The sequence below is a fragment of the Polaribacter filamentus genome (assembly GCF_002943715.1).
Lineage (GTDB): Bacteria > Bacteroidota > Bacteroidia > Flavobacteriales > Flavobacteriaceae > Polaribacter > Polaribacter filamentus.
On record NZ_MQUA01000014.1, the window covers coordinates 387,998 to 410,341 of the forward strand.

21 protein-coding genes and 3 pseudogenes are annotated in these 22,344 nt (G+C 31.1%); 12 read left to right on the forward strand and 12 right to left on the reverse strand.

Features of this window, described 5'->3' with window-relative positions; translation table 11 throughout:
- Positions 1-25: 25 nt before the first annotated feature.
- The 5 genes from BST83_RS18425 to BST83_RS20930 all read right to left on the reverse strand — a co-directional run bounded on the left by BST83_RS18425 (position 26) and on the right by BST83_RS20930 (position 6,517).
- Positions 26-403: a DUF423 domain-containing protein gene (locus BST83_RS18425; protein WP_104811194.1), complete on the reverse strand. Its 378-nt coding sequence runs from the start codon at positions 401-403 to the stop codon at positions 26-28.
- Between the two features lie 8 nt (positions 404-411).
- Positions 412-4,095 carry a metallophosphoesterase gene (locus BST83_RS18430; protein ID WP_104811195.1) on the reverse strand — a complete coding sequence of 1,228 codons (3,684 nt, stop codon included), beginning with the start codon at positions 4,093-4,095 and terminating at the stop codon, positions 412-414.
- A 10-nt stretch (positions 4,096-4,105) separates the two neighbouring features.
- Positions 4,106-4,696 carry a nucleotidyltransferase family protein gene (locus BST83_RS18435; RefSeq protein WP_104811196.1) on the reverse strand — a complete coding sequence of 197 codons (591 nt, stop codon included), beginning with the start codon at positions 4,694-4,696 and terminating at the stop codon, positions 4,106-4,108.
- Position 4,697: 1 nt separating this feature from the next.
- The gene (locus tag BST83_RS18440) at positions 4,698-5,720 is read right to left on the reverse strand and encodes an XdhC family protein (protein ID WP_104811197.1); all 1,023 of its coding nucleotides are present in this window, start codon (positions 5,718-5,720) and stop codon (positions 4,698-4,700) included.
- Between the two features lie 296 nt (positions 5,721-6,016).
- Positions 6,017-6,517, reverse strand: a complete 501-nt coding sequence (locus tag BST83_RS20930; RefSeq protein WP_367889215.1) for a BamA/TamA family outer membrane protein — start codon at positions 6,515-6,517, stop codon at positions 6,017-6,019.
- Positions 6,518-6,619: 102 nt separating this feature from the next.
- Here BST83_RS20930 and BST83_RS18450 point away from each other — a divergent pair.
- Positions 6,620-6,850 (forward strand): annotated as a pseudogene (locus BST83_RS18450) (helix-turn-helix domain-containing protein); the annotation flags it as partial.
- Between the two features lie 90 nt (positions 6,851-6,940).
- Positions 6,941-7,762 (forward strand): IS982 family transposase, encoded by an 822-nt coding sequence (locus tag BST83_RS18455; RefSeq protein WP_146092206.1) that lies wholly within the window; start codon positions 6,941-6,943, stop codon positions 7,760-7,762.
- Here BST83_RS18455 and BST83_RS18460 read toward each other — a convergent pair.
- The 3 genes from BST83_RS18460 to BST83_RS18470 form a co-directional block, all read right to left on the reverse strand.
- Positions 7,759-8,921 (reverse strand): IS3 family transposase gene (locus tag BST83_RS18460; RefSeq protein ID WP_104811200.1). Its coding sequence is split into 2 segments (ribosomal slippage): positions 7,759-8,681 and positions 8,681-8,921, totalling 1,164 coding nucleotides; the frame shifts between segments, so codons are not numbered across the junction. The two genes, BST83_RS18455 and BST83_RS18460, sit on opposite strands and share 4 nt — an antisense overlap.
- 16 nt (positions 8,922-8,937) lie before the next feature.
- Positions 8,938-9,141 carry a hypothetical protein gene (locus tag BST83_RS18465; protein ID WP_205853619.1) on the reverse strand — a complete coding sequence of 68 codons (204 nt, stop codon included), beginning with the start codon at positions 9,139-9,141 and terminating at the stop codon, positions 8,938-8,940.
- 430 nt (positions 9,142-9,571) lie between these two features.
- Positions 9,572-10,342, reverse strand: a complete 771-nt coding sequence (locus BST83_RS18470; protein ID WP_104811201.1) for a DeoR/GlpR family DNA-binding transcription regulator — start codon at positions 10,340-10,342, stop codon at positions 9,572-9,574.
- A 287-nt stretch (positions 10,343-10,629) separates the two neighbouring features.
- On the opposite strand from BST83_RS18470, the gene BST83_RS18475 reads away from it, so the two are divergent.
- From BST83_RS18475 to BST83_RS20005, 8 genes are all read left to right on the forward strand, one after another.
- Positions 10,630-12,192, forward strand: a complete 1,563-nt coding sequence (locus BST83_RS18475) for a glycerol-3-phosphate dehydrogenase/oxidase (RefSeq protein WP_104811202.1) — start codon at positions 10,630-10,632, stop codon at positions 12,190-12,192.
- Positions 12,193-12,201: 9 nt separating this feature from the next.
- Positions 12,202-13,539: a glycerol-3-phosphate transporter gene (glpT, locus tag BST83_RS18480; protein ID WP_104811203.1), complete on the forward strand. Its 1,338-nt coding sequence runs from the start codon at positions 12,202-12,204 to the stop codon at positions 13,537-13,539.
- Positions 13,540-13,709: 170 nt separating this feature from the next.
- Complete coding sequence (locus BST83_RS18485) at positions 13,710-14,588, forward strand: IS982 family transposase (RefSeq protein ID WP_104808617.1); 879 nt, start codon at positions 13,710-13,712, stop codon at positions 14,586-14,588.
- 34 nt (positions 14,589-14,622) lie between these two features.
- Complete coding sequence (locus BST83_RS18490) at positions 14,623-15,591, forward strand: HAD family hydrolase (protein ID WP_104811204.1); 969 nt, start codon at positions 14,623-14,625, stop codon at positions 15,589-15,591.
- A gap of 244 nt (positions 15,592-15,835) precedes the next feature.
- Positions 15,836-16,462, forward strand: a complete 627-nt coding sequence (locus BST83_RS18495) for a GDSL-type esterase/lipase family protein (protein WP_104811205.1) — start codon at positions 15,836-15,838, stop codon at positions 16,460-16,462.
- 378 nt (positions 16,463-16,840) lie between these two features.
- Entirely contained in the window at positions 16,841-17,536 is a 696-nt protein-coding gene (locus BST83_RS20935; RefSeq protein WP_240614873.1) for a hypothetical protein, read from the forward strand.
- Positions 17,461-17,934 (forward strand): sulfatase-like hydrolase/transferase, encoded by a 474-nt coding sequence (locus BST83_RS20940; RefSeq protein WP_240614874.1) that lies wholly within the window; start codon positions 17,461-17,463, stop codon positions 17,932-17,934. Before BST83_RS20935 ends, BST83_RS20940 begins: the two co-directional genes overlap by 76 nt.
- A gap of 103 nt (positions 17,935-18,037) precedes the next feature.
- Positions 18,038-18,214, forward strand: coding sequence for a hypothetical protein (locus BST83_RS20005; protein ID WP_170062823.1), 177 nt, complete (start codon positions 18,038-18,040; stop codon positions 18,212-18,214).
- A gap of 65 nt (positions 18,215-18,279) precedes the next feature.
- On the opposite strand, the gene BST83_RS18505 is transcribed toward BST83_RS20005, so the two are convergent.
- Positions 18,280-18,909 carry a transposase gene (locus BST83_RS18505; RefSeq protein WP_104811206.1) on the reverse strand — a complete coding sequence of 210 codons (630 nt, stop codon included), beginning with the start codon at positions 18,907-18,909 and terminating at the stop codon, positions 18,280-18,282.
- Positions 18,910-18,954: 45 nt separating this feature from the next.
- Here BST83_RS18505 and BST83_RS21735 point away from each other — a divergent pair.
- Positions 18,955-19,120, forward strand: a pseudogene (locus BST83_RS21735) (IS30 family transposase); the annotation flags it as partial.
- A gap of 295 nt (positions 19,121-19,415) precedes the next feature.
- On the opposite strand, the pseudogene BST83_RS18515 reads toward BST83_RS21735, so the two are convergent.
- Both BST83_RS18515 and BST83_RS18520 read right to left on the reverse strand, forming a co-directional pair.
- Positions 19,416-20,273 (reverse strand): annotated as a pseudogene (locus BST83_RS18515) (IS3 family transposase); the annotation flags it as partial.
- Between the two features lie 130 nt (positions 20,274-20,403).
- A complete protein-coding gene (locus tag BST83_RS18520; protein ID WP_240614875.1) occupies positions 20,404-20,622 on the reverse strand; it encodes a transposase in 219 nt (72 codons plus the stop codon).
- Between the two features lie 538 nt (positions 20,623-21,160).
- Here BST83_RS18520 and BST83_RS18525 point away from each other — a divergent pair.
- On the forward strand, positions 21,161-21,370 hold the full coding sequence (locus BST83_RS18525) for a hypothetical protein (protein WP_104811208.1): 210 nt from the start codon (positions 21,161-21,163) through the stop codon (positions 21,368-21,370).
- A gap of 18 nt (positions 21,371-21,388) precedes the next feature.
- On the opposite strand, the gene BST83_RS18530 is transcribed toward BST83_RS18525, so the two are convergent.
- Positions 21,389-22,168: a glycerophosphodiester phosphodiesterase gene (locus tag BST83_RS18530; protein ID WP_104811209.1), complete on the reverse strand. Its 780-nt coding sequence runs from the start codon at positions 22,166-22,168 to the stop codon at positions 21,389-21,391.
- Positions 22,169-22,344 lie beyond the last annotated feature (176 nt).

Here is a 22,344-nt window from a genome sequence, read left to right on the forward strand (position 1 = left end):
TATTTTAATCGCTGCACTTTAACGATTAAACTGCAAATTTGTAAATTAAAAGTGCCCAACCAGCAACCAAAAACAAACCTCCTAAAGGTGTGATTGGTCCTAGAAATTTTATTTTTTTATTATTTGCTGATGAAAGTACCAAGCCATAAATAGAGAAAGAAAATAACAAGGTTCCTATAATAAAAGCGTAGATAATGCAGTTGTCAAGGGAAGCATTTAGCTCTAAATTAAATCCTAAAATAAGTAAAACAATGGCGTGATACATTTGATATTTTACGCCAGTTTCAAAACTTTGTAATTGATCTGAAGTTAGTTTTTTCTTTAACAAATGCGCTCCAAAAGCCCCAAATATTACTGCAGTGCACCCAAGTAAGGAACCGAAAATTAATGCTTTTTGTATCATATAAATTATTAAAAAGTAAAGCCGAAAGTAAAAGCAACTCTTAAACCTTCATCGCTATTAAATGTGGAAATATTTCCAGAAATCATATTTGCTGCGTTAAAGAAAACTCCGCCTCCAATAGAAGTATTAAATTTACTATTTTTAAAAGTTGAATTCTGTTGACCCCAAACAGTTCCGTAGTCAAATCCTCCAAATATACCAACATTTAAAGGAATTAAACTTGTTTTAAAACGTCGTAAATTTAAACGAATATCAGAACTGTGGTAAAAGGAGTTTTTATCAGTAAAACGCTGATTTCTAAACCCTCTTAACCCATCATTTCCACCAATGCTTGCTGCTTGATAAAATTGATACGAATTACCAAAAGTATAATGAGATTTTAATTTAGTTGCGAATACTAATTGTCCGCTAGGAATTAATTTGTGTTGAAATGATATAGAAGGAATTAAATACCCGAAATCACCATTATTATTTAAGCTTGAAGTATAACCAGCTATTAATTCCGTTTTCATTCCCATTGTTGAAAAAGCACTGTTATCTGTGTTTTCAAAATGATAACTAGCTTCTGTATTGATGAATTTCTGAGTATCAAAAATAGCATTATTAGCGCTGAATTCATCGGAAACGAATCTGCCAAGAGTATTATCAACTTTAAATGTTTGATAATTAATGGCTAGTTTTATTTCTGCATCTAAATCACTTTTCCATTTTATAAAGCTACCTGCAATAAACTTGCTGATTTTTACTCTATTATAATCTTCTTCTTCTAAATCATCTGCTTCAAGATTTATAGAGTTATTGCCGAAACCAAAATAGTTTACTGCAAAATTCGGACTTGTAAAAGTTGCGTCTACTCCTAAATTCCAACTGCCAAAAACGTTTGCGATTTCAGAGGCATAATTAAACTCAAAACCATTGGTTGCAAAATAGTATGAAGCATTTAAAGTGTGTTGAGTTGTAAACGGGTTTCTTTCAAAACCATAAACTGTGTATGTGTTAGAAAACCCAAGTTTTATGCCATCATCTGGATTGTAACCAATAGTTGGTGTTAGTATATTTTGATTGTTTTTGAGCTTCTTATAATCATATACATTTGTTTTATAATCATCTGTTAATTTTATTCTTGTATTTTTAGTTTTAAAAGTGTTTTTCTTGGTTTTATAATCGTAAATAATTACCTGTTTACCATTTTTAACTTTGTAGATATCATTGTTTTGTCCGCCAATAAGTCTTAGTTTTATTAGCTTTCTTCCATCACCTTTTACCACAAAAACATCATCATCATCTAAGCCATAGATCCAAATTTCTTTGGTTTCAGATTCATTATAAATTCGTTGATGAAAAATAGCATCTTTGTCTCCATTTATTATTCGATAACCTGTAATTTTTGTTTGTCCATTTTGTAATCTTTCAATTTCAAACCAATCATCTTTTTGAGTTCCTCTAATAATTTGAAACTTATTTATATGATAAAAATAAGCATCAGAAATTTTCTGTAAATTGTGCCTTCTTCCTTGTAATTTTTTCTTTATTTCTTGTATTGTTTCATCTTTTACTTCATCAGGAAATTCTGTAAAAGCATCGTCAATTACAGCATCGGTTATATTGTCGATGATCAATTTAACTTGCTTATCCCAAACAATTTTTGTAGACATAGATATTAAAAACATGTCTAAAGGATATGGTTCTAAATTAAACCATTTCGGACTTTTTAATTCTTCTTTATAAGACCTCATTAAACGTAAAGAAGGTACTAATTTTGTTGCTATATGTAACAAAGCTCCATCTCCAAAAATAGAAAATGCTTGATCTCGATCTCTTGGAACTGGTCTGTAAATTGTTTGATTATTTTCTTTAAAAACGGCCCACCTCCACTGATCTTCATGTCGGTCCCAATCTCCAATTAACATATCAAATAAACGTGCTTTTATATACGCTTCTTCATCTAAAACATGATGCTCGTCCTTATTTAATTTTTTTAATAAATCGTCTGTACTTACTAATTCATCAGAAAAACCAAAGCTAGCTTTATCTCCATGACCAGAATCTGTGCGTTCTTCAATCATATATAATTCATTGCCAAAATCATCATTAAACTGCTTCAAACTAGGTTGTTTTGGCACATAATACAACACAGGATTTGTATGATAAAGGCCAATAGCATCAGACAATTTTCCAATAGTAAAAGGGGCATAAGGATGTGAGCCTGTAAAAACATCTGACAATAAATTTTCTGCTGCAGTATCATCAAATTGAGCTCCTATATACTGATCTTTAAAAGCCACGGCTTGCAAATATTGCACAGCATTTTTACGCAAAGCGCGCATTACATATTCGCGCCCTTTTTTATCTTTTAATCGTAAAGATTTCGATTGATGGCCGCCACCTTTTCTAACTGGTTTTAATCCGCCAAAAAGCGTATCTAAATCAACTGTTGGTGCGTTTACTTTTGTGCCAAAATATTTTCGATATCGTTCTCCCCATAAATAACGATACAGTTTACTTTTTGTGATTTCTTCTTGCGTATAAATTGATGCTTTTTTTTCTGTTATACCCTGCAAAGGAAATGTTGTAAAATTTTTCTTTTCATCTTCTGATAAAACTTGGCTTTGATACACTATTTTATCATCTTTTACAGTATGAAAACTTACGGTTGATGAACCATCTTTATAGACATCTAATTTAGCAAAACCTTGCGCACCATAAGTAAATTTCGCGCCTCCAGATAATTTTGTAGCGGTTGTTTTAGAACCAGAACCACTAACAATTTGAGGAATATTATCTTGAATGATATACTGCAAATTATGATCATGACCAGAAACAAAAATGGTTTTATCATTTTCTTGTGCCAGTGTTACAATGCGTTTTTTAAGTGCATTGTATTTTTTATTTTGGATGTCTGTATTGGAAAGACCAGATGTTTGTCTTATTAAATTTTTTAGAGAACCTAAAATTGGCAAAGGATTCATATGGCTAGCAAACGAATATTTTCCTCCATGAGAACCATTGGTAAACATTGGATGATGCATAGCAATAATGGTCGTTTTTCCTCTTGATTTTTTAATTAAACCTTCAAACTCATCAAAGAATTTTGTTCTTGTTTTTATTTCGCATTTATCATTTATAGTTGGGTGGTTGTCCCAATTTGTTAAATACCAATGCGTATCTACAATAATTAAAACGATGTTCTTAGAAATATCTACGGATTCTAAAGGGCAGCCATTTTGGGGAAAGAAGGATTTCTTTCCTAATGCTTTTTCTACTAATTCTTCTTCTCTTTTTAAGCCATCTAGACCGTTATACCAATCATGATTTCCAGGGATAAAAATGGAATTCCCTTTAAATTTTTTCGCAACATCGGTTTGCGCTTCTAACCTTCTTTTTGCTAGTTTATATTTTTTAGATTTTTTTTTCTTCGGAATTCCCGTCTCATAAACATTGTCACCTAAAAAAATTAAAGTTGACTTTTGAGATACGTTTTTTGTTTTCTTTTTTAAATATTTTAAAGCAGGTGAATCTTTTTTTAAAGTTGAATTCCCAGCATCACCAATTAAATAAAAAGTATATTCAATTTCGGCAGTGCTTTCTTTAGGTTCAAAAAATTGATTTTCAGCAACTTGTAGTTTCATTGTAGCGCAAGCCGAAACCAAGAAAAGGATAGCTAAAAAGAATAATTTTTTAAGTAACTTCATAAATGTAAAATTAACTATTTTTAAATAACTCTAAGTCTTCTTTGGTATCTATATCAAAGAAGTTTGTGGATGATTCCGGACAAACTACTTCGTTTTTTCTTTGGTTGATAAACTCTTTTGCGCCTTTATCACCTTTTATCAATAGTAATTCAGGAAAATATTTTTTAGGAAAAATAGCAGGAACTCCTAATTTATTTCCATAGTTAGATGCTATAATTATATCCTTATGTTCTTTAAATAAAACAAGTAAGGATTCTAAATAAGCAATTTCAATGGCCGGTTGATCTGCTAATAAAATGTAGATTCCGTCAAATTTTAACGCCTCTTTTTTAAAATATTGAATCCCAGAAATAATACTAGAACTCAACCCTTTCTCATAGTTTGGGTTCTCAATAAATTGGATATTTTTTGAAGTGATTTTTGCTTTTATTTTAGCAGCATTTGCTCCTAAAACACAATAAATTTCATCAGAAAAAATACATTTTAATTTCTCTAAAGTGATGTCTAAAAGTGTTTTATTGTTGATTTTTTCAAGCTGTTTTATGCCATTCATTCTTGACGATTTTCCAGCAGCTAAAACTAATACAGCAATATTTTTCATTTTAAAGAGTATGAATTTTACCATTGATTTCGCGCAAAGAAAAAGGTTCTTTTTTTCTAATTACAGATAATATTTCGGCAATAATAGAAAGCGCAATTTCTTCTGGAGTTTGTGCCCCAATATGCAAGCCTGCGGGCGAATAAATAGTTTCTAAAAAATCTTCTGAAATAGCAGGCACAAACTCAAAAAGCTCGTTAAATAACCGTTCTCTTTTGCTTGGTGCACCTAAAACACCAATATATTTTGGTTGATATTCAGAAAGCTTTACCAAATATTTTAAATCTTGCACATAACTATGATTCATAATTACGATGGCAGTATTTTGTTCAATATTAGAAAACTGAATTGTTTCTGGAGTATCTCCAATTACAGAATGTGCTCCGGGAAAATCTGAGAGCTGTTTGCTATCTTTTGCAGAAGTAATTACATCAATTTCCCAACCTAAATTCGATGCTATTGTGCACAATTTTACAGCATCATGTTCACCGCCAATGATTATCAATTTAAAACTTGGTGCTAAAATTTGAGTGAAAATTGCTACATCATTTTTTTGTTGGAGAATGAAAGTTTCAGAAAATACAAATTGCTCCTTATTTTCAAAAGTTACAACAGATCTAAAATCACCAAAAGCTTCATCGTCTTTTGTAAAATGACTTTCAATTTTTAAAGATTCTCTGTTTGCATTTGCTTCAGAAAAAGTGTGTATGAATTCATCAGAAATAAAAAAAGGTTCAATTAAAATGTATAAAACACCTTCGCAACCCAATCTGTAACGACCGTCGTAAGTTATGATTTTTGATTTATTGTCAGCAAAAACACTTTTTGTTCTATGAATGATTTCTTTTTCAACACATCCACCACTAACGGCACCAACCGAATTTAAATCCTGAGAAATTAACATTCTAACACCCGGTTTTCTATATGAAGAACCATTTAAGTGCACCACAGTTGCCAATACGTTTTTCAATCCTTTTTTTTGATTGATAACAGTTTCATTGATAATTTCTTTGAGTTCGTGAATCATTGTTGGAAACTAAATTTAGGCTTAAATATAAAGTTTTTAAAGTTATAACTTTTTATAATTCTAACAAAGTGTAATCTAAGTTTCCATCATTTTTTAACGACAAAGTATCTTTTTAAACTTAAAAATAATAACCGATTGCAAAGTTAAAAACAGGTTCATCAACCCTAAAATCAAGCGGTTGTCTAACGCTAATGCAGGATCATGAAAAGGAGCCGCCAAATCAAACCGAATTACAAAACCTTGCACATCTACTCGCAAACCAATACCTGTCGCCCATACCTAGTTTATTTGTAAAGTTAGAAGTAAAATGTGTCTTTCTCTTTAAAATATGGGCTTGCAACAGAGTTCCATACGTTTCCAGCATCCGCAAAAACAGCACCTTTAAAGAAAGAGTAAATAGGAAAGCGATATTCGATATTTACTTTTAAATGAATATTACCTGTTTTATCAAAAAAAGAACTAGCATTTTGAGTCTTGTTTTTATCGTAAGTTCCTAGTCCTAAGGAGCGAATATTAAAGACTCTAACACTATAAGGTCCGCCAGAAAAATCTTCTTTTACAAACGGAACAACATCAGAATTACCATAGGCCAAACCATAACCTGCAAACAATCTTGCTGCAATTGTTTGCTCATTTTTTTGATCTCCAAAATTATAATGATTTCTTGCATCAAAATCTGCTTTTGCATATTCTAAACCTAAAAACTGTTTGGGCCTACCAACCTCTTTTTCTTTTCTTAATAAACTAATTGAATTCCCTGCACATCTATGGTAGATTGCAGGTAAAATTGACGTGATTTGGCGGAATTCGTCATTTCGTTATGCGTATAAGAAAATGCAAGTCTGCTTAATTCCATTCAATAACTTAACGCAACAAATCTAAATTTATAGATTTGTAAAATGATAGTAAAAAAACATAGACGACTTACCCTTAAAGAAAGAGTCCAAATTCAGACACTTTTAAAGGAAAAAAAGATGAAGACTTACATTGCTAAAACTCTCGGTAGAGCACTTTCTACAATCTCAAGAGAAATCAATAAATGGGTACTAGATAACAATGATATTTATGGTGCTGAACTTGCACATTGGAATTCAAAAGATGAGTATGCCAACAAAAGGAATAGAGATAAAACCCGTTGTGCATTATAAATAGTTAAAAAAAGTTATTCATTTGACTATTAAAAGGCGTATATTTAATTGACAACCAATCGATTAAATACAATGAATAACTTTAGAGCAAATTACAATAAAATTTTAGAAGTCTTAGCCACAATTACAGAAAAGGAACAATTTTTACGTCAAAACAGGAAACCAAAACTAAAAGACATTGAATTAATCGCTATGAATTTAACAGCAGAATATATGGGTATAGACAGTGAGTGTCAGTTGTTTCGGGATATTCCAGAATATTTGTTTGCTAAAATAGAGCGATCAGTTTACAATAAACGGAAGCGAAAATTATTTTTTGCCATTGAATTTATAAGAACTCAACTCTCCAATAAATTCACGGAGTTTGAAAACTATTATGTAGTAGATAGTATGCCTTTGGAGATTGTAAAACTCTCAAGAAGCGGGAGAAGTAAAGTTTGTAAGGAGTACTTTTATTCAGCCCCAAATAGAGGTTATTGTGCTAGTCAAAACATGCATTATTATGGCTATAAAATACATGCTGTTTGTTCTATTGATGGCGTGTTTAAAAGTTTTGATATTAGCAAAGCTTCTGTACATGATATTCATTATTTAAAAGACATTAAAAATCAGTTTAATAACTGTGTGGTTTTAGGGGACAAAGGATACCTAAGTGCGGACTATCAGTTAGATTTATTTGAGAGTAAACAAATTAAATTAGAAGTTCCAATGCGTAAAAATCAACAGAATTACAAAAAACAAACGTATATTTTTAGGAAGAAAAGAAAACGAATTGAGACCTTGTTTTCTCAACTTTGTGACCAGTTTAAAATACGGAATAATTATGCAAAAACTTTTGAAGGTTTTAAGACAAGAATTCTTGGAATAACTAATAAATTTGTGACTATTTTTTAAGCTACTTTTTTAATAATTCTTCTCAATTTTATTTCCATTTCCAGAGGAGATAAATATCCTAAACTAGAATGTAACCTTTCTGTATTATACCAATAAATATAGTCTTCAATAGATTCATATAATTGGTTATAAGATGTAAATTTAAATCTATATAGCCACTCGTGTTTAATCGTTTTAAAAAAACTTTCAGCTACAGCATTGTCCCAACAATTACCTTTTCTACTCATGCTTTGAGTTATTTTAAGGTTAAAGTTACAAATTTTTGTCATTTTATTTGATGCATACTGAACACCTCTATCGGAATGAAAAATAAGTTTATTACTAATATTTCTTGTTTTTCTAGCATCAATCCAAGCTTTCATTACTGTGTTTTGAGTTGTCATATCTTCACTAAGAGACCATCCAACAACCTTTCTATCAGCAAGGTCTATAATTGTTGTTAAATAATTCCAATCATCATTAACTCGGACATATGTAATGTCAGACACCCATTTCTCTCCTAATTTCAGGCTGTTAAAATCTCTATTTAGCACGTTTTTAGCGATTAAACATTGATGATTAGAGTCTGTTGTTACTACAAATTTTCTTTTTAAAACACTTCTTAAACCTATTTCTTTCATCAGTAATCCAACATAAGAGCGGCAGTAAATTAAGCCTTCTTGCTCCAATTTTTTTTGAATCCTATAGCTACCATAAATTTCTCTATTCTCTTTAAATAACACTTTAATTCTTTCTTTTAAATGCATTGTAGCTGTTTTTAACAATACAATATCTTTGTTGTTAAACCAATGATAGTAAGCATTTTTACTAACTTTCATTGATTTACACATCTTCTCAACTGGGTATATATCAACATTCTTTAAGATGAATTGATATCTTATAAGTCGCTCTTGGAGAAGATGCTCACCGCCTTTTTTAAAATGTCCCGCTCCATAGTTACATTTTTTAATTCTTTGCGAAGGGTTTTAAGTTCTTGTGCTTCAATAGTTAATTCCTTCTTTTTTGAGAAATCTCCAGATTTCAACTTGTATTCACGTTTCCAACGCCCAACCATACTAAGGCTTAAGCTATAATCCTCACTAACTTGCTTTGTCTTAATTCCTGAATTTAACAGTTCTACAATCATCACTTTAAATTCATTGTCATATTTTTTTACCATAAATCAAATATAAAATTTATAAGCTCATAAAAATCGTCACATCAAAGGTAGACACTCCACCAGTGGTACTTTTTCCTTTTAAATAGTCTTTATTTATTAGGATAGAGATCGTATCCCAATCGATAAGGGTGTTTATTTGAGTAAAAAATGTCTTTTTAATTTTTCTTGCTCGTAAATCGCAAATGCTATCCGCTAAAGTTGGTTGTTTTTGTATTTTCATACACTAAATTTACCAATTAATATACTTACAATCAAATATTTAACATAGATGATTACGAGTTATTTTTGTGCTTTTTATTAGGTACTTCCCTTCAACGGTCTTAAATAGTGCAATAGCGGTTTACTCCTAATTAATATGTATTTACGCCTTATTGGGTTTTAGGGGTAAAAGAGAGCTATGCGCAGGGAATAGTGTCGTGTATGAAATAAAGCAAGTAAATGTGCCAGCGAGGATGTGCCACCGCAGCCGTATTATTTGCGTTAAGGACCAATGCGACAAGGGAGTATTTGTAATTATGTCTTTATGTAATTAAATGAAGCGACTGACGAACTCCTTTAATCCAGTAAGAACTTCAAAACCAAATGAACTTTGGTGTGCTGAAGTAACTATTTTTAAAACCACAGACCAGATAAAATATTCTATTCATTTCTTAATCGACCACTGTAATATCTATCCCTAAATCTATTAATTTTTCTTTAAAATCTGGATCTATTCCGCTATCAGTGATTATTTGATCGATTTCTTCAAGTCCACAAATTCTGCCAAAACCCCTTTTTCCAAATTTTGAAGAATCGGCTAGTACAATTATTTTTTGAGCAGCTTTAATCATTTCTTTATTTAAGGAAGCTTCCATCGGGTTTGTGGTAGTTAGCCCGTATTCTAAATCTATACCATCGACTCCTAGAAATAATTTAGTAAAGGAAAATTCAGCAAGCATTTTTTCGCTAATTGGACCAACAACGGATGATGAACTTCGTCTAATAATTCCGCCTAATTGTATTACATCAATGTCTGGGTTTTTTGCTAAAATTAGAGATGTATTTAGTGATGCTGTTAGAACTATTAGGCCCTCAACTGGCTTTATGTTTTTGGCAAATTCAATTACAGATGTTCCTGAGGCGATAATAATGCTATCGTTTGGTTTTAGAATTAAACCAGCAGCAACTGCAATTCTTATTTTTTCTTTTCTGTTAATCTTCTCTTTTATGCTAACATGGTGTTCTGTTGTGTATGGATTTGATGGAATTGCTTTTCCGTGAGAGCGAAAAAGTAATTTTTTTTCTTCTAAAGCTTTTAAGTCTTTTCTTATGGTAACTAATGACACGCCAAATTCTTGACTTAAATCGATGACTTCAACAAAGCCATTTTTTTTAAGTTTCTTTAAAATTAGTTTGTGACGTTCTGCGATATTTAAAATCATTCTAAAAATATTTTATTTAACAAATATACGGCATTGTTGATTTGTTGCGAAATATTTTTCTTTTAGTTTGTATTTCATCCTTTTAGGATGAAAACCTAGTTATTTGTTTAAGCTTGTGATAAGCTACTTTTTTAGCCTATTTTAAATACGGATGCACTTAGTAATAATAATATAGTCATATTTTTTAAAAAAACATAAAAAAAGACAAAAAAACATTTCGAAATGTTTCGAAATGTTTTACATTTACATTTCATAAAGAAGATCTATTGATTAAAATTATTTGAGATATGAAAAAAAGTGAAATGATTGATAAAATCACTAATTCTTCAAAAGAATTTGACTTTATAATTATAGGTGGTGGTGCTACTGGAATTGGAATTGCATTAGAGGCGTCGGCAAAAGGATATTCTGTTGTTTTGTTGGAAAAATCAGATTTTACAAAATCAACCTCAAGTAAAAGTACAAAATTGGTACATGGAGGAGTTCGTTATTTAGCTCAGGGTGATGTGGGTTTAGTTAGAGAGGCAGTTGTAGAACGAGGTTTGTTAATTCAGAATGCGCCACACTTAGTTAGCAATCAGTCATTTATTATTCCAACACATGGGTTGTTTGACGAGTTAAAATATACAGTTGGGTTAACATTTTATGATTTGTTAGCTGGAAAATTAAGTTTAGGAAGATCTAAAAGAATTTCTAAAGCAAAAACTTTAAAAAGAATTTCAACTATTAATCCTGAAAAAATTACAGCAGGAGTAGAATATCATGACGGTCAGTTTGATGATACGCGTTTAGCAATTAATACACTTCAAAGTGCGGTTGAGTTTGGGGCAATTGTTATTAATTACTGCTCTGTAAATGGATTACTGAAAAATAATGAGGGAAAGGTTTCTGGAGTACAATTTCTTGATGAAGAAAGTGGTGAGCAATACGAAATAAAAGGAAGTCAAGTTGTAAATGCTACTGGTGTATTTGCTGATGATGTTTTAATGATGGATTCTCCAAACGCAAAAAAAACAATAGCTCCTAGTCAAGGTGTTCATTTAGTGTTAGGCAAGAAGTTTTTACCAGATGACGATGGTATTATGATTCCAAAAACAGATGACGGAAGGGTATTATTTCTGGTTCCCTGGCACGGAAGAGTAATTATTGGAACAACAGACACACCTATTAAGAAAGAATCTTTAGAGCCAATTGCTTTAGAAGAGGAAATTGAGTTTATCTTAAATACGGCTGAAAAATATTTAATAAAAGCGCCAAAGAGAAGTGATGTTTTAAGTGTTTTTGTTGGCTTAAGACCTTTAGCAGCAGCAAAATCAGAAGGGAAGAAAACGAAAGAGATTTCTAGAAATCATAAAATTTTTGAATCTGCATCTGGCTTATTAACTATGGTTGGTGGAAAGTGGACTACTTATAGAAAAATGGGAGAAGATTTAGTAGCGAGAACCGAACGAAAAAATGGTTGGACTAAATTACCATCAAAAACAAAACATTTAAAAATTCATGGGTATAAGGAAAACGTTGATTATAATAGTCCTTTGTTTTTTTATGGTTCTGATGAAACTGCTATTTTAGAATTAGCAGCAAAAAACGAAAATAATAGGTATATTAGTGAAAGCCTTCAAGTTATTGAAGCTCAGGTGCTGTGGGCTGTAGAACACGAAATGTGTCGTACAATTGAAGATTTTTTAGCTAGAAGAACTAGATGTCAATTATTAGATGCAAGAGAAAGTCTTAGAATGGCTCCTAAAGTTGCAGAAATTATGGCAAGGGAATTGGGTAAAGATCTTAACTGGCAAAAAAATCAAATAGCAGATTATCAGTCAGTAACATCAAATTATATTTTAAAATAAACCATATTCATGATAAATATTTTTAAACCAGCAGAGCATAAAGAATTACTGCCTCCAGGTAAAATAGATTCTTCGTATAAACGCCTTAGATTACAAGTTTTTATAGGTATTTTTGTTGGATACGCTGGCTATTACCTTGTTAGAAAAGTATTTTCTTTAGCAATGCCAGATTTAATTGATTTGGGTTATTCAAAAACGGAATTGGGATTTGTATTATCAGGTGTGTCTATAGCATATGGCTTAAGTAAGTTTTTAATGGGGAATGTGTCGGACAGGAGTAATGCTAGATATTTTCTTACGGCTGGTCTTGTTCTTTCTGCTTTTACAATGATTTTAATGGGTGTGCTACCTGTGGCTACTTCGTCAATATTAATAATGTTTGTACTACTTATACTAAATGGTTGGTTTCAAGGAATGGGCTGGCCTGCTTGTGGAAGAGTTATGGTGCATTGGTTTTCAATTAGAGAACGTGGTACAAAAATGTCTATATGGAATGTTGCACATAATGTTGGTGGTGGGATTATTGGTCCTTTAGCAATTTTAGGTGTTGCTATTTTTGCAGATTGGCACGCCAAATTATATTTCCCAGGTTTTATAGCATTAGCTGTTGCAGTAATTGCGTGGTTCTTAATTAGAGACACACCACAATCTTGTGGTTTACCTAATATTGAATCTTATAAAAATGATTACCCTGATAATTATTCCAAGAAATTTGAAGAAGAAATGTCTGCTAAAGAGATTTTCTTTAAATATATATTAAAAAATAAGTTATTGTGGTCGATTGCTTTTGCAAATGTCTTTGTTTATTTAGTTAGATATGGAGTGTTAGATTGGGCCCCATTGTATCTAGAAGAAGCTAAAGGATTTTCAATTAAAGAATCTGGATGGGCCTATTTTGCATACGAATGGGCTGGTATCCCTGGAACACTTCTTTGCGGATGTTTAAGTGATAAAGTATTTAAGGGTAAAAGAGCCCCGGTAAGTATTATCTATATGGTTCTTGTAATGGTTTCAATATATATGTATTGGACTAGTGAATCTATTCTTACAAACTCAATAGCTTTAATATGTATTGGTTTCTTAATCTATGGACCTGTAATGTTAATAGGAGTTCATGCATTAGACTTAGTTCCTAAAAAGGCTGCCGGTACTGCTGCTGGTTTAACTGGTCTTTTTGGTTATTTAGGAGGAGCATTATTTGCAAATATAGCTATGGGTGCAGTTGTTGATCAATGGGGTTGGTCTGGTGGTTTTGTGGTGTTAATAGGAGCCTGTATTCTTGCAATTTTATTTATTGGATTAGCTTGGGTACAGGAGAATAACGGTCACAATGGAATACATAAATAAGACTCCTTTCAATTATAGGCTTGCAGATGTTGTGAGTTGAATTTTAAGGGTTTAAGATATGAATACAAATTACTAAATATACCCGTTGTGCATTATAAATAGTTAAAAAAAGTTATTCATTTGACTATTAAAAGGCGTATATTTAATTGACAACCAATCGATTAAATACAATGAATAACTTTAGAGCAAATTACAATAAAATTTTAGAAGTCTTAGCCACAATTACAGAAAAGGAACAATTTTTACGTCAAAACAGGAAACCAAAACTAAAAGACATTGAATTAATCGCTATGAATTTAACAGCAGAATATATGGGTATAGACAGTGAGTGTCAGTTGTTTCGGGATATTCCAGAATATTTGTTTGCTAAAATAGAGCGATCAGTTTACAATAAGCGGAAGCGAAAATTATTTTTTGCCATTGAATTTATAAGAACTCAACTCTCCAATAAGTTCACGGAGTTTGAAAACTATTATGTGGTAGATAGTATGCCTTTGGAGATTGTAAAACTCTCAAGAAGCGGGAGAAGTAAAGTTTGTAAGGAGTACTTTTATTCAGCCCCAAATAGAGGTTATTGTGCTAGTCAAAACATGCATTATTATGGCTATAAAATACATGCTGTTTGTTCTATTGATGGCGTGTTTAAAAGTTTTGATATTAGCAAAGCTTCTGTACATGATATTCATTATTTAAAAGACATTAAAAATCAGTTTAATAACTGTGTGGTTTTAGGGGACAAAGGATACCTAAGTGCTGACTATCAGTTAGATTTATTTGAGAGTAAACAAATTAAATTAGAAGTTCCAATGCGTAAAAATCAACAGAATTACAAAAAACAAACGTATATTTTTAGGAAGAAAAGAAAACGAATTGAGACCTTGTTTTCTCAACTTTGTGACCAGTTTAAAATACGGAATAATTATGCGAAAACTTTTGAAGGTTTTAAGACAAGAATTCTCTCAAAATTAACAGCACTAACTATCATTCAATACATTAACAAATTTGTCTTTAACAGGAATATAAACAATTTAAAAGTCAATATTGTTTAAATGCACAACGGGTTAAATATAAATTTTAATACATATGAAAAACTTTAATCAAAGCAATTTTTTCCATAGGACAGGATTTTTATTGAATATTATTGTTATAGCATTTTTTATATCGATATTGACTTCTTATTCACAAAGTTATAGCCCAATAGGTGGTTGGTCTGCTGAAGTTAATCAAAAATTAGAAACGTTTTTGGATTCTACACAGCATCTAAAAACTAGAAAAGTCGCTGTTTTTGATGGTGACGGTACTGTTTTTGGGCAAGTGCCAAATTATCTTGCAGATGAAGCGCTTTATCTGTATGCCGATGAACATTTTAGAGGCAAGAGTGATCCATATTCTGTTGAAAAAATGGAAATTATTAACAGAATGATTGATAATGGAAATAATGTTAGTAAGGAGTATGTTGAGGATAGGGTTCATTTTTTATCCGGATTAACCCCTGAAAGAATCGAAGAGATAGGATATGACTGTTATCAGCGATTTTATAATGACAAGATTTATCCTGAAATGATTGAATTAATTGCCAATTTAAAAGTTAATGATTTTGAAGTTTGGGTTATTACAGCTTCCCCAGAATTGCTTTATCAAAAATTTCTTTCAGAAGTTCTAGGGATACCAAAAGTGAATGTAGTTGGTGTTAAAAGTGTTGTGGTCGATGGTAAAGTAAGTAACGTAATGATCCAGCCAATTCCACAAGATGATGGAAAGGCTAATGCTTTAGAAACCTTTATTAAAGTAGAACCATTGATTGTGGGTGGTAATAGTAGAGGAGATATGGATATGCTTAATAAATCAATAGGGTTGAAAATTGTTGTAAACCCTGGTGATAAAAAGGTTAGAGGTGAAGATGATGGAGAGATGAATGGGTGTACTGTAAAATCATACTGGAAAAAGGAAGGTGTCTTAATTGTTAACTGTAATGATGTGCCTATTCCAAATGTAGATTTTTACACTACAAAATGGAAGATCAGAAAGAATATTGCTCATCTTAAGGATTAGGTTAAGCAAAATTGATTTATAGCCATAGTTCGCTCCCAGAAAGTTAATTATTTGAATAAAAAAGCAGAATATTAAAAATGTATAATTTTTATAGTTAAAATAATATTTTGCTTTTTATTTTTTAATGAGAAAAGAATAAATCAATGAGCTTATTTCACGAAGCCCTAATGACTAACATAAGTTTTAAGTGCAACTGGTGAATCCAAGTCCGATCAATATATTATTATAACAATAAAATAAAATTATGAAATCTTATTTAATTATTTTTGTATCTCTTTCTATAATTCTTACTTCGTGTCAAAACGAAATAAAGGTAGCTTGTATAGGTGATAGTATCACTAAAGGTGGAGGGAAGAATAAATCATCATTTTACCCAGTTCAATTGGACAGTTTGTTAGGTGATGGCTATCAGGTGTTGAATTGTGGTGAAAGTGGAGCTACCATGCAAAGAGATGGAAATAAACCCTATTGGCATCAAAAAGATTTGAATAATGTATTTGTGTATATGCCAGATATAATTGTTATAATGCTAGGCACAAACGATTCCAAAACTAATAATTGGAATGCTACCAGTTATGAACGAAGTTATCAATCAATGATTGATACTTTAAATACTATGGACACTAAACCACAAATTTATCTTTGTTTCCCTCCTCCTGCATTCAGTAGTGCCTTTAGCATTAACGGTTCAACAATTCAATCTGGAGTTATTCCTATAATTAATAGAATTTCAAAAAGGAATAACCTTCAAATAATTGATGTATACAATGGTATGACAAAAATGTCTGATTTATTTCCTGATGGAATCCATCCTAATGAAAAGGGAATTAAAATTATGTCTGAAATTATAGCCAAAAGTATTAAGAATTAAAATAACAGCACATAACACCGTGTATAAGTAATAGCGGTTAAAGTGATAAAATGAAAGAATAAACACAAAACAAAGGCGGTACAAAACTGAAAAGTTCGTGAGTAGAAATCCGCTACTACTCAAACACCAATTATTGGCGGTAATTAACGAATAACAAAAAAAGCGTTGATAAAAAACATACTAACCTGAGTTCAATTAATAATTAAGTAGGTTTCACTAGTGAAAAAGATAGATTTTTAGTAAATTAAGGTTCTGAATATCAATTTATTAATCTAATTAAAATACTTAATACTTTGTAATTAAACATGTTGTGTTTTTTTGTCATATACTAAAATAAATTAGTTAAATTTATTTTCTATAATTCTAATTATAAATTTTATGAAAAAAGAATTCCTAGTAGTATTATTTACAGTATTGTTTACGATAATTAATATAGCCGCTCAGCAAAATAGCAATCCCAAAGTAATTGTGGTAACGTTGGATGGTTTAAGATGGCAAGAGTTGTTTTCTGGTGCCGATTCAAAATTAATAGCAAATAATGATTATGTACACGATTCAGTTTCTTTAAAAAAACAGTTTTGGAGAGAAAATAATAAAGATCGTAGAGCGGTTTTATTTCCATTTTTGTGGAATGAAGTTCCGAGTATGGGGCAGATTTATGGTAATAGAACATTTGATAATAAAGTAAATTTAACCAATAAAATACGGTTTTCTTACCCAGGATATAATGAAATATTATCAGGACAAGCAGATGATGTTAGAATTACGAGTAATGATAAATTAAATAATCCAAATAAAACGATGCTTGAAATTGTTAATTCAAGTTCAAAATTTAAGGGTAAAGTTGCTGCTTTTGGTAGTTGGGATGTCTTTCCATTTATTATTAATGAAGAGCGTTCTGGGGTCCCTGTAAATGCAGGATTTGAAAATGCAAATAGTGACAACCTCTCTGATAGGGAATTGTTTTTAAATGAGTTACAATCACAAATCCCGAGTCCTTGGGGAAGCGTTCGTTTAGACGCGTTTACACATCATTATGCTTTGGAGTATATGAAAAAAAAAAACCAGAATTAATCTATATTGCCTATGCTGAAACCGATGACTTTGCACATGATGGAGATTATAGTGCTTATTTAAAATCGGCCAATACCACCGATGGAATGCTAAAAGAACTTTGGAATTTTACACAAAGCGATTCTTTTTATAAAGGGAATACTGTTTTTATTGTAACAACAGATCATGGGAGAGGTACAGAACCTTTAAAAACATGGAGGCGTCATGGTAAGAATATAGATGGTGCCGATCAGGTTTGGTTAATTGTGTTTGGAAATAATATAAAAGTAAAAGGAGAGGTTCTTGAACAAGGCCAATTGCATAGTATAAGTATTGCCCCAACAGTTTTAAGTATTCTAGATGTTGCTATTGATAATAGCAACATTAATGGAAAAATATTAGATGTTTTAGTAAAGTAAGTTTTAGCACATGATGAAAAACACAACATGCTGATTTATAGTGAATTAATAGGATAAACAACTTAAAGCAATTAAATCTGGAAGAAAAGGACTTGAAATCGAAATGAATCACGAAAAAACAGGTTACTTCAATTATAATATAGCCAACGCTTATTATAAATTGAATGAGTTTGATAAATTTAAAAAACATAATGAAATAGCATTAGAAATAGTGAGTGATAAAGAAGTCATAAAAGATCTTATGGAATTAAAAAATGCATTGGACAAATTAATAAAATAACTATTGCCAACACCCTATAAAATTAATTGCTAGTTCTACTCCAATGTCATTAAGTTAAGGATTATTCATATTGTATCTTTCTGGTTTTTAGTTACTTTAGGTTTTCTTCGCGTTCTATATTTACTGGTATTTCTTTTGTTAGAGCGATTTGGACGTATTGGAATTTGATTTTCTTTGAATAATTTTTTGAGTTCAATAATACTATTTTCTTGCGAATTTTCTGAAAAGAATAATTCAAGAATTCTATTTTTTAAAAAACCATAAGACAGATTGGTATTTATTTTATAGTTATATTTTTTGTTTTTATTTTCTAGAGTAATTTCATCCTCTAGCTCACTCACTATTAAAGTCTGAATGTTACTAATAAAGAGTGCTGCATAAAAATCTTGTTGAATACTTTGATTAGAATAACCCGAGAAATGCTCTACTTTTAATTTGTTTTTCAACTCATCATAAAAAGTTTCAACACCCCATCTTTTTGGATATAACTTTTTGAATATTTTGCTAGGATACTTTTCTATATCTAACAAAGAGGTTATCAAAATTTCTATTTGATTTTTTGGAAGTTTAACGCTCACTAACCTTACTTTGATGCCTGCATTTTTAGCAGCTAACTTCTCTGAATTTTTTGTGTACTTCCCTGGGAATATCTCTACTATTGTAGTCTCTTTTTTACTTTTGTCAAAGTCAATTATTTGTTGATTAAAACTAACTTAAGTTCGCTTTTTGCAACGGTCTTAAATGGACTCATAAGAAGGTACCTACCAAAAGGAACTGACTTTAATCTAATCGATAAAAAAACACTCCTATATTATAAAAGAAAAACTCAATAATAGACCCAGAAAAATTATAGAATATAAAACACCGAAAGAAATAATGGATTCTGAACTAAAATATGTAGCTTAGACTCACTCAAAAAAAAGCAACATTTGTTGCGTTAGAACCTTGAATGCAGCAATTATGAAAATTAAAATCCTATTTTCGATACTTATTCTTGTAATTACTTCTATTGACGAAATACATGCACAGCAGTTAGCTAAAAGTGGTAACCATTATAGTTTGAAAAAGATTTTACGTGTGGATGGAAGACAGGGTATAGCTGTAGATAAACATTATTATGTTTCTAGTAGTGTAGCCTTGTATAAGTAGACTGTTTTGACCCCTATAAAACAAGAGTATTCTTTTAAATTTCGATTATTAATTAAGCGGTTAATTTTTTCATTATAATTAGGTTTTTATCAGCATTCCATTTTTCCATTGGTGTTATTCGTCCCAACAAGCCGTGTAGCCTTCTATTGTTATAAAATTTCACATACCGTTTTAGTATCTGTTCTATTTCTCCAAAATATTGATAGTCGAACCTTTTAAAAACTTCTTTTTTTAATATTCCGTGATAGGCTTCTATATGTGCATTTTCCTCTGGTGTTGCAATGTGTGTAAATTCTTGTTGTACTCCTATTAAGCCTAAATATTCACGTACATTTTTTGCTATAAATTGGCTTCCATTATCACTTCTAATGACTACATTATTAGGGTAATCATAATTTTCAAATAACTCAGAAAGTAGCGCTATAACCTGATTTTGTTTAATATTAAAGGAAAAATAGTCTTTTAATATTCTACGTGTGTGAACGTCTATAATTGAGAGTAAATAAGCATTCTTTCCTACACTTGGGATCCAAACCATCTTTATATCCATCTCCAAGCATTCTAAAGGTCTAGAAGTGTAAACCTTTCTAAACTTTACAAACTTGCGTCCAGAACCACTTCTGTCTATCCTATTGTCAAGCTTCAATAGACCTTCTTCTTTCATAATTCTATATAGCTTTTTATGATTGATAGTGTAACCATCTCTACTTAAATAGCTGGTCATTAGTCGATATCCACAATCTATAAATTCGTGTTTTAAAATCTCCTTTACAGCCGCAACTACAACATTTTGTAATACAAACCCTTTAGTCTTGTGAAAAGTCTCTGTAGAAGGCTTATTTCCTTTTTTACCCCCACTAGGCACTCTATAATAACTACTCGCTACAATACCTACCATCTTTATGATCTCTGATTTACTGCACTTGTATTTTTTATAAGTTGTATCTACTAAATCTTTCTTGGATCGGACGTCCCAAACTTTTTTTTTAAAAGCTCACGTTGCACTTCAAGCTCGATTTCTCTGTCGCTCAACAATTTTCTTAACACTCTATTCTCTTCTTCAGCTGCTTTAAGTTCTTTACTTTAATGTTATAGGTGACTTTTAAACCTGCTTCACCTTTGTGTTCAAACTTCTTTTTCCAACTGTAGAAAGTGCCAGTACTCACGCTGTATTTTCGGCAAGTTTCAATAATTCCTATTTCTTCTGAAATAGATAGTATTTCTAACTTCTGTGCTAAGGTCCATTTCTTGTATTTCATATCTCAAATATATTAGTTTTGAAATTTAAAATATCACTCCGAACTTATTGGGGGCTAAAATAGTAGACTAAAGATGGAAATTTGGTTTCTAAAAATGAAAAACCATTTGTTGGACTTAAAAAAAGCTAATCATATTGGAGATATTGACGTTTATAATAATAAAATTTACATAGGTATTGAATGGTTCGACGATGGAGTAAGTAAAGATATTCAAAATTGCAACTTACAATGCAGAAACGCTTGAGTACGAAAGTTCAATTAACTTTGACCAAGAGTCGGGGCAAACAGAAGCTTCAGGAATAACTGTTGATAAGCGGCGTAATATGGCTTGGATGTCGGGCTGGGTGGAAGGTAAATATTTATATCGTTACAATCTTGCAACAGGTAAATATTTAGGAAAAATCCATTTAAGACCTATGCCACAATACCAGCAAGGGATACTCTAAGTTGATGGGAAAATAGTGATCACAGCCGATGATGGTAATGCTGATTTACATGAAACTGATAATATTTATTTGGCAGATGTATCGGATATGGTATGACAGCAGCGTATGTTCATTTATTTAAGGAGTGTAAAGAGTTCCTGCGTGCAGGAGAAGTAGAAGGTCTTTCTATAGATTCTACAAACAATGATTTGTTAGTTTTAGCAAACCGTGGTTCTCGGATTGTATTGGTGATGGTTAAAGGCTTTTATCCTAAATATTCTGAAGAGCTTCATGAGTTATATATTTACGAAAGGGTTAAATAAAATTACTGCTACTTGAGTTTACTTTTTGCGTTCTTCCAATATAGAAAATAGTAATTCGGGTTCATTGGTAGTAATAAAGTCAAATTCATTATCCAATAAGAAAATTAAGTCTTCTTTTTTATTTACTGTCCAAGCGTTTAGAGTTAGCCCAAGGTTTTTGGCTTCGGTAATCCAGTTAGGATTGTTCTTTAAAATAATAAATTTATAATCAAAACCTGCAATACCATCTTCTTTAAGTTCATGAGGTGGTTTATCACCATTTAAATATTGTGTATGAAGTTTTGGATTGATAGCTAATAAGCCTTTTAACATATTGTAATCAAAACTAATATATGACGAAATATAATTAGCTGCATCTAGCTCTTCAACTAAATCCAATGTTTTTTTAGCAACTGCTAATGTTCTTTCTTTAGAGGATGCTGGTTTTAATTCGCATACCAATCCAGTAGCCATGTTGTTTTCCATACCGGCCTGTAAATAAGCTTTTAAGGTTGGTAAGTCTTCGCCATTTGATAGTTTTTGTTCGTTTAATGTAGCATATTTGTTATTTTCTATCACCATCTCATGATATTCTGCATCATGGTGAACAACCAGAATACTATCGGAAGTCATATGAACATCAAACTCTGATCCTACACATTCTAATTCAATGGCTTGTTTTAAGGATGCAATTGAATTTTCGGGTAAGTTATGAGTTTTAAAAGCTCCTCTGTGAGCTACTACTTCGTTATCTGCGAAGTTTAGATCATTACAAGCTACACAAATAATAAGTATTAGAATAAGAATTAATTTTTTCATGAAATAAATTTTTGAGTGTGATTATTATATGCTTATTTAGTTTAATTATGATATTTCAATTACAACACCTCCTTATCAAGCCATTTCAAATTCGGAATTATCAATTTTTGTCAAAACTGTTATACACTTAGTAATTATTGAAACATGCGTCACCTAAAAAATCTATGAATCTTCCA

Bases quoted from the DNA above. Each gene is read 5' to 3' on its own strand.
- BST83_RS18425 (WP_104811194.1), bottom strand. From the start codon at position 403: ATGATACAAAAAGCATTAATTTTCGGTTCCTTACTTGGGTGCACTGCA.
- BST83_RS18430 (WP_104811195.1), bottom strand. From the start codon at position 4,095: ATGAAGTTACTTAAAAAATTATTCTTTTTAGCTATCCTTTTCTTGGTT.
- BST83_RS18435 (WP_104811196.1), bottom strand. From the start codon at position 4,696: ATGAAAAATATTGCTGTATTAGTTTTAGCTGCTGGAAAATCGTCAAGA.
- BST83_RS18440 (WP_104811197.1), bottom strand. From the start codon at position 5,720: ATGATTCACGAACTCAAAGAAATTATCAATGAAACTGTTATCAATCAA.
- BST83_RS18455 (WP_146092206.1), top strand. From the start codon at position 6,941: ATGAATAACTTTAGAGCAAATTACAATAAAATTTTAGAAGTCTTAGCC.
- BST83_RS18465 (WP_205853619.1), bottom strand. From the start codon at position 9,141: ATGAAAATACAAAAACAACCAACTTTAGCGGATAGCATTTGCGATTTA.
- BST83_RS18470 (WP_104811201.1), bottom strand. From the start codon at position 10,342: ATGATTTTAAATATCGCAGAACGTCACAAACTAATTTTAAAGAAACTT.
- BST83_RS18475 (WP_104811202.1), top strand. From the start codon at position 10,630: ATGAAAAAAAGTGAAATGATTGATAAAATCACTAATTCTTCAAAAGAA.
- glpT (WP_104811203.1), top strand. From the start codon at position 12,202: ATGATAAATATTTTTAAACCAGCAGAGCATAAAGAATTACTGCCTCCA.
- BST83_RS18485 (WP_104808617.1), top strand. From the start codon at position 13,710: ATGAATAACTTTAGAGCAAATTACAATAAAATTTTAGAAGTCTTAGCC.
- BST83_RS18490 (WP_104811204.1), top strand. From the start codon at position 14,623: ATGAAAAACTTTAATCAAAGCAATTTTTTCCATAGGACAGGATTTTTA.
- BST83_RS18495 (WP_104811205.1), top strand. From the start codon at position 15,836: ATGAAATCTTATTTAATTATTTTTGTATCTCTTTCTATAATTCTTACT.
- BST83_RS20935 (WP_240614873.1), top strand. From the start codon at position 16,841: ATGAAAAAAGAATTCCTAGTAGTATTATTTACAGTATTGTTTACGATA.
- BST83_RS20005 (WP_170062823.1), top strand. From the start codon at position 18,038: ATGAATCACGAAAAAACAGGTTACTTCAATTATAATATAGCCAACGCT.
- BST83_RS18520 (WP_240614875.1), bottom strand. From the start codon at position 20,622: ATGAAATACAAGAAATGGACCTTAGCACAGAAGTTAGAAATACTATCT.
- BST83_RS18525 (WP_104811208.1), top strand. From the start codon at position 21,161: ATGACAGCAGCGTATGTTCATTTATTTAAGGAGTGTAAAGAGTTCCTG.
- BST83_RS18530 (WP_104811209.1), bottom strand. From the start codon at position 22,168: ATGAAAAAATTAATTCTTATTCTAATACTTATTATTTGTGTAGCTTGT.